Genomic DNA, 13,137 nt, shown 5'->3' with positions numbered 1-13,137 from the left:
CAAACAGTGCGTGGCACGCTTTACGGGCATCAAGACAAAACTGATGCCCGGAAACCGCATGTCGCCACCCAAGCCCACCTGAGAAAGCTCGTGGTGGAAGCGGTGCGCAGGGGAATGACGCAGACCGGGGCGGGCGGCGTCGACGTTTGGCGTAAGCCTGTGAGCGAGCCGATCCTTGAACCCGTGTTCCACTCGGACCTCGTATGGAAATCGTCCCGGCCGGTCGGCGATTGATGCAATCCGGACGGCACGCGATCGCTGACAGGCCAGCGCCTGAGCAGACGAGCTTTGCGAGATCTAAAAAGCGCTTCTGGCCGAAGGCAACGGCGGCAAAGACTCACGCTGTCCGCAGGTTGCAGCCTCACTTCGTGACTCCGTTTCGCGATCTGCGACTGAGCTTCCATTCGCTAGATGGAGAGGTCCGGCGGACGTGGCTCGCGGCCGGCCAGGTCGTGCCGGCGATCTGGCAGGACGGTCAAAGAGGCGACTTAGCCAATCGATTCGGTCGAGCATTGCACCTGTCGCTTGATACGTTCAAGCATGTTACTGAGCCAGTTGAGTCTTAGAGGAATCATCCCTGGCGCATATAGTGACATCACTTACCAACGGGAAGCGATGAAAGGAGTTTTCAACATCGCCTATCCAGGTCCTTGCCCTTCACGCCGCGACGGGCGTTGAAGAGCTCACAGCTCCAACATGGAGGAAGTCATGAATTACGTCATCAATATACTGGATCGGTCGGGTCTTTTGAAGCGAGACCTCGACTACCATTTGCTCCGCGCCGCGATGGTGATTATCTTTGCGTGGTTTGGCTACGACAAATGGCAGGTGGCTGAAATCAGAGACCTGGTGCCATTAATCACCCACGGCCCGCTTATCTTCTGGATGATTCCGGTCTTGGGCATTAAAGGTACGAGCGTTTTTCTGGGGACGGCAGAATGGACCTTTGGGTCGCTACTGCTCTTGGGGTACTGGAACAAGCGGTTAGGCATACTTGGTGCTCTTGGTTCTTGCTTCAGCTTCATTGCTACGTTCACGATCATGCCATTCGTTCCTGGTGCGTGGGACGCCGCGGCTGGTGGATTTCCTGCGATGACAACGGTTTCGGCCTTCCTTCTGAAGGATCTTGTTTTGCTGGTTGTCTCTGTGTACCTGCTCAAGCAAGACATTGTCCGAGTGATCGAGGCCCGGAGCTCTAGCGATCAGCAGAACACCCTCCCCTTCCGCCGGGCCGCATAACGGTCTGAGGAACGCGCTCCTGGCCCACGTCGAGTGGGTCGAGGAGCGCCGGGGGCCTTGCACGATACAAGACGGTTGGGTTGCAGGGATCCAGCGTGGTCTTCGATAGGCTCGTTAGGCGCACAGCAACCGTTGAGTTGATCAGACAATCCGGTCGGCACAATTGGGCCTTGCGTCTGACGAAATCAAAAAAAACGGCAACCCTTAAAATAAAATAATAGTGGTTAGCATGAAAATCTTCCATCTTGGATCTTCAATCTCCCCGCCCTTATCGTTGCAGGCTCTGTGCCCACGGAGGCGGTTACCGCGCATCATAGCTGCTATGCTCGCGAGTCCATGGCTTGGCTATTTTTTTCCTCCAATACTAGCTGCAGCGAGCCCGTCAATCGGTTCTCGTTGCGCAGCCGAGATTCAACTGGAATTCGAGCGAAGCATGTGCTCGGGAGCCGGGGTTGGCACGCAGACAATCGTTTCGGCCTGGGCTGACGACCCAGCGTAGGCAACGCCGGCAATCATGGAGACAAGCCAAATGCGTGGAGGCAAAATATCGATCCCTGCGGATAGTGGCAGTGGGGAGGGAGCAGGTTCAACCGTTTCCAAATCGAGGAAACAGTATGTCGTCGCCGGCATCGCGAGTCTACTCGGCACGACAATCGAGTGGTACGACTTCTACATTTACGGCACTGCAGCCGCGCTTATATTCAACAAGATATTCTTTCCCGCCTTCGATCCGATCACTGGGACGCTGGCGGCGTTTGCCACTTATGCCATCGGCTTCCTCGCACGCCCGCTAGGCGGCATCGTATTCGGCCACTTCGGCGACCGCGTCGGCCGCAAAACCATGCTGATGGTGACACTTCTGTTGATGGGCTTCCCCACCATCACTATCGGCCTCATTCCGCCGTACTCTAAAATTGGGTATTGGGCTGCGGCACTGCTGGTTCTCATGCGCTTCCTGCAAGGTATCGCTGTCGGCGGCGAATGGGGGGGAGCGGTCCTGATGGCGGTCGAACATGCGCCCAAAGGCAAGAAGGGCCTTTTCGGCAGCCTGCCGCAAACTGGTGTCGCAACCGGACTGATCCTCTCGTCGCTCGCGATGGCCGCTGTTGCGAGGCTGCCCGATCAGGAGATGCTTGCGTGGGGTTGGCGTGTCCCCTTCCTCGCCAGCGTGGCGCTTGTCGTCGTTGGCTGGTTCATCCGAATGAAGGTCAATGAATCGCCGGACTTCGAGGCGATGAAAAGCCGCGGTAAGGAGGTGAAAGTTCCTGTGATGGAGGTCCTCAGACATCACCAGGGCGCGTTGTTGAAGCTGGTCGGTGCGCGGCTCGGGGAAGTGACGTGGTTCTTCACCGTGACGACTTTCTCGCTGTCCTATGCGACGATGAAGGTAGGGCTACCCAAGCCGCTCATCCTCAACGGGGTGACGATTGGGGCCACGGTTGCCCTCTTCACGACACCGATTGCGGGCATCTTCGGCGACAGGATTGGGCATAAGCGCGTGTTCGCGATGGGTGCCGGCCTCGTCTGCATTTTTGCTTTTGCTTTTTTCGAAATGCTGCAGACGAAAAGCAATGCTATGGTCTACCTTGCGATGATCATCGCGATCGGCATGTGTCACGCCTTCATGTATGGTCCGGAAGGCAGCCTGTTTTCCTCGCAGTTCCCGGCGGAGGTCCGCTACAGCGGCATCTCGCTCGGCGTGCAGATCTCCGGTGCGCTTGGCGGTGGACTCGCTCCGATCATGGCGACCTACCTGCTGGCTAAAGGCCACGGTAACCCCATCTACATCTCCTGGTACCTCAGCTGCCTCACCTTCGTCGCGCTCCTTTGCGCCTTGTCGATGCGCTCGCGCGGTAAAACCGTCAGCGCGGACGATAGCGCGGAAGTGCGGCTCCCCACCACACCGATAAGGACCGGAGGAAAATCCAATGAGCACACCTCATAAGACGTCACGGATCGTATTTCTTGACAGGGAAAGCCTGTCACCTCAAACGAAGCTGAAGCCGATTCCATTCGCGCACGAGCTGACGATTTTTCCCCGGACCGAGCCGGAACAGGTTGGCGAGCGCATTGCCGACGCCGAGATAGTCATCACGAACAAGACGAAGCTTGCCAAAGCGGCGCTTGAACGCGCCAGTCGCCTGAAGCTGGTCGCCGTCGCGGCGACCGGCACCGACAATGTGGATCTGCCGGCATGCAGGGAACGCGGGATTGCTGTTTCGAACATCCGAGGATATGCGGTGAACACGGTCCCAGAGCATACCTTCGCGCTGATTTTTGCATTGCGCCGTAGTATCGTGGCCTATCGCGAATCCGTCCGGGCAGGCCGCTGGGAGGAATCAGCCCAGTTTTGTTTCTTCGACCATCCAATTCGGGATCTGGCAAACTCTACGCTCGGCATCATCGGAGACGGTGTGCTGGGGCAAGCCGTAGCAAGCATGGGACGTGCGCTGAACATGCAGGTCCGATTCGCGAGCCACAAGGGCAAGCACGACATGGGCCGACCGTATGTGCCGTTCGATGAGGTGATGCGCACGAGCGACATCATCACGCTCCATTGCCCGCTTTTGCCGGAAACGCACAACATGATCGACTGGGCTGAGTTTCAGCAAATGGAGCGCAAGCCGCTGATCATCAACACGGCACGAGGCGGCCTCGTAAACGAGGAAGCGCTGGTCCGAGCGTTAAGTGAAGGCCTGATTTCCGGTGCCGGTTTCGACGTCACGACGCAAGAGCCCCCGACGCCCGCACATCCGTTCCACACGCTGCGCGATACACACAATTTCATCCTGACGCCGCACGTAGCATGGGCGAGCGAGGAGGCCATGCAAGCGCTTGCCGATCAGCTCGTAGAAAACATCGTGGCGTTCCACGCAGGCTCACCGCGCAATCTCGTCTGAATCGAGATCAACGCGTCACCCGCGTCGCTACCTTGGCCGCTCCAGCGCGATCTTGCGCCTGATCCCGTCGCTTCGAACGCGAACTGCAAACTCAGTTCGCGTTCGAGACGCAACGAGCGCGCTTGCCAGACTACGCCAAAGCTAACAGCCCGTAGCTCACTGCTGACCGAATCGTCATTTTTGACCCGCTGTCGGAACACGCGACGTACGAGCACAGAGGAATATTCATTGAACAAAAAGAATCGCCGACGTTGAGTCCATCTCGCTCGACGATAATGTCACGTGTAACGTCCCGAATACTGTGGCACGGGAAGATAACTATTGCCTCCAGTGTCCGGAAGCGGATCAGGACACTACGTCGTGGACGCAATTGATGGAATTCTCGACGACACGGAGCGTCGGTTGTTCAGAATCGTGAAATGGGGTTTTACCGTGGGCCCATCGCCCATTGCCGGCGGTGGTGCCGCGTGGCCATCTGCGGCAACCGGCACACGATCGCAAATTTCGCGGCCCGGAAAAGGCATGGTGGCAAAAGTGATGGGGCCGCATCATGCGTGCTCAGCGACCCCGCCCCGGCTCACAGCGAGCTTCACGTCCCGTACCACACGCGCGACACCGTCTGGCGAACTTGACGCCACCGGCATCTCCGCGCTCTTCGATCACTTCGCCTGTTACATCCGGTCAGCCTGGCGGCACCAATAGTCGAACGTGCCCTTAACAATTGACGGTTTCAGCAAATAGTCGTGCGCCTCCGCAGCCAGGTCGTCCGGCACCGGCGTAATCGGCCCAAATGTACGCGCGCGCACCTGCATCCGAGCGGCCCGTTCGAGATACACTGCCAGATACGTCGCTTCCTCGACATACTCCCCAGTCGTCAACTGGCCGTGGTGTGCGAGCAAGATCGTGCGCTTGTCTCCCAAAGCCTCCGAAATAATCACACCCTCCTGGTCAGCGATCGGCACTCCGGGCCAGTCGGGCAGAAACGCGCAATCGTTGTGGAGCGGAGTCATGTCCATCTGTGCGATGACAAGTGGCTGCCGCGCCGCGACCAACGCAGAAACATACGGCGAATGTGTGTGGATAATCGCGTTGCGCTCCGGCCGCGCTTCATAGACCCAAAGGTGAAAACGCGTTGCCGGATTCGCCATGCCCGTCCCGCTGATCGTATTCAAATCCGCGTCGACCTCGATGAAATCGTCCGGTGTCGCCTCGTCGAAGCCCAGCCCGAACCGCAATGTCCAGTAACATCTCGGCTTGTCCGAACGCGCGGTGATCTGCCCGGCCAGCCCCGCCTCCTGACCTGTCATCGCTAGAATCCGGCACGCGTAGGCGAGCGTTTCCGGAAGCGTCCTCTCTTTCGGCTTCAGGTTTTGGTTCATTTCCAGCGTCGCGCGTTCGTCGAAATATCCCTTTTCCCGCAATTGCATCTTCGCCTCCATTCCCATAACGTTTGTGATTGCGCCCGATGTAACGCTCAAGCTCGATACAACCACGGCGCCCAACGTGCACCGCAAGTCGATCGCTACAGTGAAGTATTGGAGAAGAGGGATGAAGAAGCCATGAAGCCCAATTCATAGCAGTTATTCAACGGAATGAAGCCGCTCGCACGAAGCCGAGCCGATACGCCTCGATTCTTTCCTATAACCCGATCCGAATGGCCCAGAAATTGAACCACACCAACAAGTCCGCCGCAGGGATTGCCAACGGCACCAGGATCGGTTCTCGATTCATTCGTTGCCGCGCTGGTCGAGCGCATCAAATGCATACTGGTAGGTGAAGTAGCGGCGGCCCTTACAGGTCTGGTGTGTCCCCCGGGCAATCGCGGCGCCGTAGAACATCTGGATGCGCGTTCGCGAGGTCAACGGTGAGCTCGTCGGGTCGCGCGCCGTGTGTGTCAAATTCGAAGCGGATTGTCGGGTCGGATCCCCTCGCCTGCAACTATTCTCATGTGCCGCCACGGGCTGCGAGCCCCGGAAATGGCCCGTGCGCCCGCATCGATGCCGTCGCGTCGATCCCCGGGCAACACGCTTGACGCGATACGCGCCGTAGTGGCGATCGCTCACCCTCTAGCATCCGCCGGGCGCTTCGTCACTCTGGAGGCGTGACACGGCGCACCTTGCCAATTCGTTCGGCGTAGCGCCCGCGCTCCCGAATGAGCCGAATGCGCATAAAGTTGATCTTCGGAGATGCGGAAGGTGGACCTGACTGCAGCTAAATTTTTACCAGGCCGCCCCACACAGCGGCGAAGCTACGCGACGTCCGACGTTGTTCGGCGTTCGTTGCGATTCAAATCAAATGGAGATTGATAGTGTCTTCGATCACGATCTATACGAAACCGACCTGCCCTTATTGCGTTGCAGCCAAATCGCTACTGGAAGAAAAAGGTGCGCGATATACTGAAGTGCGCGTGAATGACAATCCTGCGCTGGCGAAAGCGGTGCGGGAGCAGACCGGACGCCATACGGTTCCGCAGATTTTCATCGGCGAATACCATGTGGGTGGATACGACGACCTGCGCGCGCTCGACGACGACGGCGGCCTTGTCGTAATGTTGGCTGGCCTCAAAGACAATTGAGCGTTGGAACTGAGCGGGAGCAAACGGGGCACTGCGGTTACCCGCGTCGGCCAGCTGAAACCCCGATCAGTCCGCCATCGCGCTTTCGATCCTGAGTTGGCCAAACCCTCAACCTGAACGAGCGCAGGCCAACCATTACCGGCTCGGCTTTTGCGACAACTGAAAGCCGATGACGCGATCGAGGATTTTCAGAGCCCCATACATGTCATCACCTCACTGTTCAAAGATCAGAATGGTAAGCAGGCGTTCAACCCGCAAATCGAGCACCGCACGCCTGCCCCACCGCTGCGCTTCACATTCAATCAACACCATGCGGCCGAGCCAACGGCATACGGGTCGATTGCGTTGTTTGGACAGCAACGAGCTTCGCTCGCTTGCACGCCGCCCTGATTTCGCTCCGCGACGACCGTTTGCTTACGTGGATTCAGATTCGGATTGATGGTCGCCAGGCGAGCCATACAATGCAGCATCAACCGTTAAAGTGATTTTAAGCACCCATACCGCGGAATCAATACACGCACATTGAAATCACAATCCGATTTTCAAGACAATTCAATATTTACCTGAGACCAAGATTATTTACTCGAAGCGAACATACGAATACGAGGTATTCCAACAGGCCATTCACGCCACCGCATGGAATAACAGTTATTCCTCATCGCCATGGCCTCGCACCACATCGCATCACTAGTATCTGCTATACGCTGCTATAGCGAACTCACATGAACCACACTCGCCGTTAACCGACCGACTCGCAACCTCGCGGTGCGCGCATGCATCGTAGTCGGCGACAGCGTCTAACGGGTCTGAGCCAGCTTCGCGACGGCATCGCGCAACGCCGTGCGCAACCCTTCCTCGACCACCGGATGATAAAAAGCCATATCCAACACTGTATCGACACTCAAGTTCATTTGCACACTCCAGGCGAGCAAGTGAGCAATATGCTCTGCATCCGGGCCTGTCCATTCGGCGCCGACTAGCCGGCGGCTCACCTTGTCGACGTAAACGTGCATGAGTCCAACGTTGCGCAGCATGACCCGGCTGCGCCCCTGATCTTCGAAATTCACCTCACCGACAACAAACGAATCCGCCGCAATATCGGCATATCGCTTGCCGACCACAGCAATCCCTGGATCGGTAAACACCACCGAAATCGGTGCTCGCCTATCGAGCGCAACGACACGGGGAAAACGCGCAGCGTTGATGCCCGCAGCCCGTCCTTCATCAGCCGCTTCATGAAGCAACATGAGTGCACCATTCGCGTCTCCAGCGATGAACACCGGGCAGGCCCCCGCCTGTAACGTATGGGGATCGTAGACCGGCATACCGTCGCCATCTAGTTCGAGCGACGTATTGTGCAGATCGAGACCGGCGATATTCGGTCTGCGTCCGGCCGCGACCAGCACATAGTCGAACACGTCATCGACCAGCACACCGTCTTCTCGACGATATCGCAGGCGCGCCCCGTCTTCGAGGCGCACCGCCGACTCGACTTCGCTACGCGACTCGAAACGGAATGCCTCGCCAAAGACATCGCGAGCGTAGTCAACGATCGCGGGGTCCGTCAATGGACCAACGCGTCCGCGCGGTGCAATCACAGTGACCTCGACGCCAAGCCTGGAAAGCGCTTGTCCGAGCTCCAGCCCGATGACGCCAGTCCCCACCACCGCGACCTTGGCGGGCAGATCGGTCCATTCGAACACGTCGTCATTCACCACCACGCGGTCGCCCAGCGCATGATACTTCTCAGGAATCACCGGTGAGGATCCCGTTGCAATCACCACGCTGCGCGCGAGAACGTTCGTATGGTCGCCCACTTGAAGCAATCCGTCGTCGATGAAGCGGGCGTGCCCCAACAACCGGTCTTCGTCCGGGATTCGCTCTACGCTATCAACGACGAACCCGACAAAGCGGTCCCGCTCGCGCCGGACGCGCTGCATCACCTCATGCCCGTCGATTCTCACGCGCCCGTCGACATGCACGCCGAATGCAGCGGCCCTTGACACACTGTGCGCAGCCTCCGCCGCGGCGATCAGGAGCTTGGAAGGCATGCAGCCCACACGGGCGCAGGTCGTGCCATATACGCCTCCCTCGATTAGCACGACTGAAGCGCCCTCCGCCTTCGCTGCCCGGTAGGCCGGCAACCCAGCACTTCCGGCACCAATGACCGCAACATCGACATGAACTGTACGCATGTTTCGCCTCTGCTTTTTGAAGGAAGCTAATTAACCCAAAGACGCCTGGGTTACTCCAGCAACGTTCGCTGAACTGCCCATACTGCTTGTTGCCAGTATCGGACACACATGCTCGAGGCGAAATATCCCGCCGTTGCAGATTCATGCTCATTCGGCTCACCTGTGTTCGCACCCGATATTCCAATCCGTGCGCTGCTCTGATTAGCCATTCCGGCTGGGGATAAGTGCTATGCCGTTGTGCTCGTAGTGCAATGCGCTTCGCAAAGATAGACTCTTTGAAAATGTACGAAAACCCTTTTCCCCGAGGCCCACATGCAGATCCTCGTCACCAGCGCGTCTGGCATCAACGGTAATGGATACGGTTCGTTGCTCGCGTTCTCTCTCGATGGAACGCCCTGCGGTACTTTCAGTGCGGATCCTCGCATTGCCGATCCGCGCGGCTTGAGTGTGAGCGCGGATCGTAAGCTTCTGTATGTGAACAGCGGCAGCGATCGCATACTCGCACTGAACGCGGCCGGACAAGTCGTCCACGACAGCGCGCGGATTCCGGGGCTCAACCCGGGTGGTGGCGCTCTCGCGCCCGACGGGAAATACCTCGTCGGCTCGCGCAGCGCGCGAACCATCGCCGCATTTTCACACGACCTTTCCGGCGCACCGCGGAATATACTGCCCGAAAACGTCGTCCCGTTTCCCCGCGGCTTCGCTTCGGCGGAAGATGGGACGATTTATCTGGCCTCGGGCATCGGGCCGCATGGCGAAGGTGAGAACACCATAGCGGTGTTCGATGCAAGCGGCACGCCTCTAGTCAAGCGTTTCATCACCGACGAGGCGCTCAGTCCGCTCGACCTGACAATCGCACCCAACGGCAATGTTCTTGTCTCCAGCGAATTTCCGTTTCGTGCACCCGACGCCGTGGCCACCATTCGCGAATATGATCGCGCCACCGGTGCGTTGGCGCGTGTCTTCATTCCGCCTTCCGGAATCGGCTTCCACCAGCCTCGAGGGCTGCGAATCGGCCCCGACGGAAATCTGTACTGCGTCGCGCGTGACAACGTCGTGGCCTTCGAATTTACCAGCGGGCGCTTTGTGGACTCCATCATTCGCCTGCCAGGACTCTACGGTCAGGCAGTCATTTTCTTTCCCCTGCTCACAGATTGATTGTGCCAGTCTGTGCAATGAATGATCGTGGTGTGGAATTTGAAATCGGTGCAAAGATGCTTGAACCGCTCAATCGGCTGCTCGCCATCTCAGCACGTACGCTTGCGCTTCTGACAACCGCGGCCATTCTGCTGGCTGCCGGCAACGCATATGCAGATGGAGGAGCGGGTGTCCGAGCTCACCCAGTTGGGCCGTTCGTCAGCCAGCAGTTCAGTATCAGCGCAAGCGGGAGTGACGAACAGCGAGTTGACACGGCGATAGTCACGTCAGGCCGGCCAGCCTCGAGTGCAGAACCCGGATTTCAACGCTCCAGTTCTGGAGACACCGCTGGTTTCGAGCGACCGTCCTCGCATGCCCGAAGTCCCAGTTTCCCGCAGGCACTTGGGATGTCCATGCTCGCCGGCCTTATGTTGGGTTTGCTACCCGGGACCTTGCCTGTCGCTTCGCTCGTCTGTGCCATCGTCGCCAGTGGCGGTGCACGCACCTCCGGCAAACGTGGCTTCATACTCGCGTCGAATTACACCGCGGGGACCGTCGTCGCCGGCCTTTCAACGGGACTGCTGGGGCCGGCTGCGGAAGCTCATTCATCACATCTGCTATTAGCGATGGTTTTTGTCGCCCTGTTCATCGCGCTCGCCCTTTGGCTAATGGCAGACGGCTTCGTACAAGTCCTTCCCCAGTGGCGACTCGTCCTGCCGGGCATACCGGGTACCGTGCGCAGTGCGGGGGGGTTTCTCGCGGTCGCTGGGCTCGGCGCTTTGTCAGCATGGACATTCGGTACGGCAAGTGCCGCTCACGTTGCATCCACGTTCGCGTGCAACGTCTCCTCAAACGGTGCGCTGGGATCCGCAATGGCGCTGCTCGCGGCGAGCGTTGGACTTGCCGTTCCGCTCCTCACGGTCGGCATGGTCACGGCGGGAGTCCTGAAGTGGGCAGGGCCCTGGAAAATCGGCGTAAAGGTCTACATTGCCATTGAACTCATCGCGACCGCCCTGCTGATCGTCTGGCCTTTCGCTGGCACATCGCTACGCATCGCCTTAGGGGTGCTGTGGCTGCTTGTTGTCGTCGCCGAGTTGGGCCTGCTTTCCTCGCGCGATCGCCCCGGAACCATCTGGCGCAAACCGGGCCGAGGCATCGCCGCCGCGGCGGCGATCTGGACAACGTTGATGTTGGCCGTTCCTGTATCGAGGCCCGTGAATCCCCAGGATCTGGTGCAACATCTGGCGGCCACGGCGCAAGTTTCGGTGACGCCAATGGGCAATCGACTCGTAATTCAGGTGATATGAGGCCACGACGCAATCAAGCGGGCGCTGTGCCTGCCCAGCAGACGCGCGCGCCGAAACTCAAGGGCGGCGAGGCAGCGGCGACGGGGCAACAGGCGTGACGCCGCCGGTGTTGGCCGGATGCGCCTGGCGGCCCGCGTGCCACATCTGCAGGAAGATGCGTGCTCGCTTGGTTTGAGCCTGATGAGCATGAAGTTGAGACTTCGGCGACTTACCCGAATCAATCGGAAATCCTAAAGTGGATTCACGCCATTCGATGGGCGCATTCATCATCAAGGAGCCAACCTATGAGCCGTATTACGATTCCCACAATTGAAACCGCAACCGGAGCAACGGCGGACGTGTACACCCAGGTCCGCAACGTCGCGGGAGGAAGTGTACCTAACCTGTTCGCGGCGCTCGGCTATCTCGCGCCGAGCCAATTGGCAGCCGTGCTAAACGCCGAAGGCGCAGTTGGGGCTGGAACGCTGAGCAAGCAAGACGTGGAGACGATCAAGCTGCTCGTCAGTGTCGAGTCCGGCTGCGACTATTGCGTCGCAGCCCATAACATGCTCGGCAAGTTGGTGGGTCTGTCCGCCGACGCACTTGGCGCGATCCGCAAGGGACAGCCGACGGGCGATGCAACGCGCGATGCGCTGATCCGGTTCGTGCTGAATTTGCAACGCACCAGCGGGACCATCAGCGACACGGAATTCGCGGCAATTCGTGTAGCCGGCTATACGGATGCTCAGTTGGCAGAGATTTCGCTCGTCATTGCGCTGACGATCTTCACGAATACCTTCAATCGCATCAACGACACTGCGGTCGATTTTCCGCCCGTGAAGTAACCTGCGCCCAGTTTTGCGCCGTAGAGGTCGGGAATCGACCTCTACGGCATTGCGTGTGCCTGGACGCTCAAGAAGTGGGGCGTTCTTTTTTCTGACAGCTGCTGCGCGCCAATCACATGGCAATGGAATCGAATATAGCCGTCAGAGAGCCATGCTTCGCAAGAATGGGTGTTATTCGCCCTGCCTACCTAGCGGCGTACCGCGAGTCCTCCGAAAATCGAATTAAGGAGAGCGGCAAGGTCCGCTTATCCAGTACCTAAACTTCGACCAATCAACCGGAGACTCATCATGTCACTGCAGGACAAGCTTGACCAATTCAAAGCCGACTTCAAAGGCGGGAAGCTGCCATTCAAAGTGTCACCAGAAATTCATCCGATCATGGAACGTGCCACGGCGGAACTGATCGCCAGCGGACAGGCAACCCGCGCCATCAAGGCCGGTGATCGTGCGCCGCAGTTCCAGCTCAAGGATCAGAACGGCAACGAGATTTCGTCGGCCGACCTGCTTGACAAGGGGCCGCTCGTCGTCACGTTCTATCGCGGCGTCTGGTGCCCGTACTGCAATCTCGAGCTCCAGGCAATCAACGAAATCCTCCCGAAGATCGAGTCGCTCGGCGGGAATGTCGTCGCCATCTCGCCGCAAATTGGCGTGAACAGCCGCAAGTCGGTGCGCGAGAATCAACTACGCTTCCCGGTGCTGAGCGACGTGCAAAATCAGACTGCAGCGGCATTCGGCCTGCGTTTCGAGTTGCCCGATTATCTGGTCGAGCTATACAAGAAGCTCAAGAATGACCTGCCGGCGTTCAACGGCGACCCGAGCTGGACGCTGCCGATGCCCGCTCGTTATGTGATCGGGGAGAACGGCATCGTCATGTATTCGGAAATCAATCCCGACTACACGCGTCGCCCCGATCCGTCGGACATGCTTCCCGTTCTCGAAAGAACGGTCAATATCTGACGC

Annotated in this window: 13 protein-coding genes; 10 read left to right on the top strand and 3 right to left on the bottom strand. The window is 58.6% G+C overall.

Translation table 11 applies throughout. The annotated features are described in order from the left end of the window. Window positions 1-708 precede the first annotated feature (708 nt). The 4 genes from BO1_RS53460 to BO1_RS62125 all read left to right on the top strand — a co-directional run bounded on the left by BO1_RS53460 (window position 709) and on the right by BO1_RS62125 (window position 4,771). On the top strand, window positions 709-1,239 hold the full coding sequence (locus BO1_RS53460) for a DUF417 family protein (RefSeq protein ID WP_043287283.1): 531 nt from the start codon (window positions 709-711) through the stop codon (window positions 1,237-1,239). 529 nt (window positions 1,240-1,768) lie between these two features. Next, complete coding sequence (locus tag BO1_RS53455; RefSeq protein ID WP_084688289.1) at window positions 1,769-3,184, top strand: MFS transporter; 1,416 nt, start codon at window positions 1,769-1,771, stop codon at window positions 3,182-3,184. Beyond that, window positions 3,168-4,139, top strand: coding sequence for a D-2-hydroxyacid dehydrogenase (locus BO1_RS30750; RefSeq protein ID WP_028220831.1), 972 nt, complete (start codon window positions 3,168-3,170; stop codon window positions 4,137-4,139). The genes BO1_RS53455 and BO1_RS30750 overlap by 17 nt, the downstream gene beginning before the upstream one ends. Before the next feature lie 419 nt (window positions 4,140-4,558). Continuing rightward, the gene (locus BO1_RS62125; protein WP_156992484.1) at window positions 4,559-4,771 is read left to right on the top strand and encodes a CGNR zinc finger domain-containing protein; all 213 of its coding nucleotides are present in this window, start codon (window positions 4,559-4,561) and stop codon (window positions 4,769-4,771) included. Between the two features lie 39 nt (window positions 4,772-4,810). Here BO1_RS62125 and BO1_RS30745 read toward each other — a convergent pair whose 3' ends face one another. Continuing rightward, window positions 4,811-5,566 (bottom strand): aldolase, encoded by a 756-nt coding sequence (locus BO1_RS30745; protein WP_174490618.1) that lies wholly within the window; start codon window positions 5,564-5,566, stop codon window positions 4,811-4,813. Between the two features lie 300 nt (window positions 5,567-5,866). Beyond that, on the bottom strand, window positions 5,867-6,001 hold the full coding sequence (locus tag BO1_RS61800) for a hypothetical protein (RefSeq protein WP_281179215.1): 135 nt from the start codon (window positions 5,999-6,001) through the stop codon (window positions 5,867-5,869). Window positions 6,002-6,447: 446 nt separating this feature from the next. On the opposite strand from BO1_RS61800, the gene grxC reads away from it, so the two are divergent. Continuing rightward, the gene (gene grxC, locus BO1_RS30735; protein ID WP_028220829.1) at window positions 6,448-6,714 is read left to right on the top strand and encodes a glutaredoxin 3; all 267 of its coding nucleotides are present in this window, start codon (window positions 6,448-6,450) and stop codon (window positions 6,712-6,714) included. 150 nt (window positions 6,715-6,864) lie between these two features. After that, window positions 6,865-7,104, top strand: a complete 240-nt coding sequence (locus tag BO1_RS59600; RefSeq protein ID WP_156992482.1) for a hypothetical protein — start codon at window positions 6,865-6,867, stop codon at window positions 7,102-7,104. Window positions 7,105-7,511: 407 nt separating this feature from the next. Here the strand turns inward: BO1_RS59600 and BO1_RS30730 are convergent, their stop codons facing one another. Then, window positions 7,512-8,909 carry a dihydrolipoyl dehydrogenase gene (locus BO1_RS30730; protein ID WP_028220828.1) on the bottom strand — a complete coding sequence of 466 codons (1,398 nt, stop codon included), beginning with the start codon at window positions 8,907-8,909 and terminating at the stop codon, window positions 7,512-7,514. A 312-nt stretch (window positions 8,910-9,221) separates the two neighbouring features. Here BO1_RS30730 and BO1_RS30725 point away from each other — a divergent pair, with 312 nt between their 5' ends. The 4 genes from BO1_RS30725 to BO1_RS30710 all read left to right on the top strand — a co-directional run bounded on the left by BO1_RS30725 (window position 9,222) and on the right by BO1_RS30710 (window position 13,134). Next, window positions 9,222-10,067, top strand: coding sequence for an NHL repeat-containing protein (locus BO1_RS30725; protein ID WP_028220827.1), 846 nt, complete (start codon window positions 9,222-9,224; stop codon window positions 10,065-10,067). 386 nt (window positions 10,068-10,453) lie between these two features. Further along, complete coding sequence (locus BO1_RS30720; RefSeq protein WP_028220826.1) at window positions 10,454-11,353, top strand: cytochrome c biogenesis protein CcdA; 900 nt, start codon at window positions 10,454-10,456, stop codon at window positions 11,351-11,353. Between the two features lie 284 nt (window positions 11,354-11,637). Then, the gene (locus tag BO1_RS30715; RefSeq protein WP_028220825.1) at window positions 11,638-12,177 is read left to right on the top strand and encodes a carboxymuconolactone decarboxylase family protein; all 540 of its coding nucleotides are present in this window, start codon (window positions 11,638-11,640) and stop codon (window positions 12,175-12,177) included. A 288-nt stretch (window positions 12,178-12,465) separates the two neighbouring features. Then, complete coding sequence (locus tag BO1_RS30710; RefSeq protein WP_028220824.1) at window positions 12,466-13,134, top strand: peroxiredoxin-like family protein; 669 nt, start codon at window positions 12,466-12,468, stop codon at window positions 13,132-13,134. Window positions 13,135-13,137 lie beyond the last annotated feature (3 nt).

The organism is Paraburkholderia oxyphila NBRC 105797, from assembly GCF_000685075.1.
Lineage (GTDB): Bacteria > Pseudomonadota > Gammaproteobacteria > Burkholderiales > Burkholderiaceae > Paraburkholderia > Paraburkholderia oxyphila.
Note: the sequence above shows the minus strand (reverse complement) of the source record. Positions and strands in the feature narration are given on the sequence as shown.

Excerpts from the sequence above, each read along its gene's own strand:
- BO1_RS53460 (WP_043287283.1), top strand. The coding sequence starts at position 709 with ATGAATTACGTCATCAATATACTGGATCGGTCGGGTCTTTTGAAGCGA.
- BO1_RS53455 (WP_084688289.1), top strand. The coding sequence starts at position 1,769 with ATGCGTGGAGGCAAAATATCGATCCCTGCGGATAGTGGCAGTGGGGAG.
- BO1_RS30750 (WP_028220831.1), top strand. The coding sequence starts at position 3,168 with ATGAGCACACCTCATAAGACGTCACGGATCGTATTTCTTGACAGGGAA.
- BO1_RS62125 (WP_156992484.1), top strand. The coding sequence starts at position 4,559 with ATGGGGTTTTACCGTGGGCCCATCGCCCATTGCCGGCGGTGGTGCCGC.
- BO1_RS30745 (WP_174490618.1), bottom strand. The coding sequence starts at position 5,566 with ATGCAATTGCGGGAAAAGGGATATTTCGACGAACGCGCGACGCTGGAA.
- BO1_RS30730 (WP_028220828.1), bottom strand. The coding sequence starts at position 8,909 with ATGCGTACAGTTCATGTCGATGTTGCGGTCATTGGTGCCGGAAGTGCT.
- BO1_RS30725 (WP_028220827.1), top strand. The coding sequence starts at position 9,222 with ATGCAGATCCTCGTCACCAGCGCGTCTGGCATCAACGGTAATGGATAC.
- BO1_RS30720 (WP_028220826.1), top strand. The coding sequence starts at position 10,454 with ATGTCCATGCTCGCCGGCCTTATGTTGGGTTTGCTACCCGGGACCTTG.
- BO1_RS30715 (WP_028220825.1), top strand. The coding sequence starts at position 11,638 with ATGAGCCGTATTACGATTCCCACAATTGAAACCGCAACCGGAGCAACG.
- BO1_RS30710 (WP_028220824.1), top strand. The coding sequence starts at position 12,466 with ATGTCACTGCAGGACAAGCTTGACCAATTCAAAGCCGACTTCAAAGGC.